A 1,331-nucleotide genomic window follows, 5' to 3' on the forward strand; every position below is an offset into this window, starting at 1 on the left:
CTCCCGGGCCGGAGGCGGGATCCCGGAAAAACCGGGGCCGAAGACCGAAATCGACCCGCCGGACCCGCCAAAAAAAGTCCGGTGACGGATCCGGGATAGAGGCCTCCGTCGACGGCGGCGGTGATGCCTTCGATCCTGATGGAATGCTCCCAACCGTCACCGAAGTCGTAGAGGTACTTGAACGACCTGGCGCCGGTGTCCTCGAGAACATCACTGAGTTTTGCCTTGCGCGCGTCGAGAGGCCCGTCACCGAATCCCCAATCCGGATCGGGGATGCCGAAGCCGATGCCTTTGATCCGGAACTCCCAGAGATGGCTGTCGGTCCATCCCATCGCCACCTGCAGGACGGTATGGAGCCGGTCCAGCCTGAGGGACAGCGGGATCTCGAGGTGACGCATAACCGGAGGCGTGACGTCGTCGAGAACGACCTTGATGCGGGCAACCGGCGCGCCTGACGTCATGCCGCGAGGCTCCCCTGGGCCATGCGGGCGGCTTTCCAGTTCCAGGGCAGCAGCTCGTGGAGGCGGGACTGCGGCATGTCGGCGATGCGGGCGAGCACGTCGGCCAGCCAGGCCTGCGGGTCGATGTCGTTGAGCTTGGCGGTAACGATCAGGGTGTACATGACCGCCGCCCTCTCCGCGCCCCGGTCGGAGCCGGCGAACAGCCACGACTTCCGGCCCAGGGCCAGCCCCCTCAGCGCTCTTTCGGCCGCGTTGTTGGTCTGACCTTGCCCCGAAAAAGTGGACACCGGGTTACGCGGCACGAAGCTCGGCCTGCTCTGGTGTGATGTAGCCGAGCGCTGAGTGAAGGCGCCGGCGATTGTAGTAGCCTTCGATGTAGGCGAACAGATCGCGTTTGGCCTCCTCGCGGGTTGCATATCGGCGTCCGTTGACCAATTCGGTTTTCAGGGTGCCGAAGAAGCTCTCCATGGGGGCGTTGTCCCAGCAGTTTGCTTTGCGGCTCATGGAGGCGACCAAACCGCTGTTTTCCAACGCTTTTCTGTACTCATGCGAGGCGTATTGGCTACCCCGGTCCGAATGGTGGATCAGGCCAGGCGGAGGCTTTTGGCGCTGGGTGGCCATCATCAAGGCCGCCAGCGGCAGTTCGGTGCGCATGTGGTCGCGCATGGCCCAGCCGATCACCTTGCGGCTGAACAGGTCGAGGACCACGGCGAGGTACAGCCAGCCCTCGTCGGTCGGGATGTATGAGATGTCGGCGACCCCAGGGGATTCTTGGGGCGCGCCCTGGGGCGTCCGGCGAGAACTGCCGGTTCAGCAGGTTGGGCGCCACGGGCAGATCATGCTTGCTGTCCGTGGTACACGACCGAAAGG

Annotated in this window: 1 protein-coding gene and 2 pseudogenes; all 3 read right to left on the bottom strand. The window is 64.5% G+C overall.

All coding sequences use genetic code 11. The features are described from left to right. On the bottom strand, window positions 1–461 hold a 461-nt coding region (locus BLS85_RS18450; RefSeq protein WP_143027275.1), incomplete at its 3' end, for a plasmid pRiA4b ORF-3 family protein. Then, a pseudogene (locus BLS85_RS18455) lies at window positions 458–721 on the bottom strand (transposase domain-containing protein); the annotation flags it as partial. The pseudogene BLS85_RS18455 and the gene BLS85_RS18450, both read right to left, overlap by 4 nt. Before the next feature lie 31 nt (window positions 722–752). Next, a pseudogene (locus tag BLS85_RS18460) lies at window positions 753–1,331 on the bottom strand (IS3 family transposase); the annotation flags it as partial.

The organism is Rhodospira trueperi (genome assembly GCF_900101965.1).
GTDB classification, from domain to species: Bacteria; Pseudomonadota; Alphaproteobacteria; order Rhodospirillales; family Rhodospirillaceae; genus Rhodospira; species Rhodospira trueperi.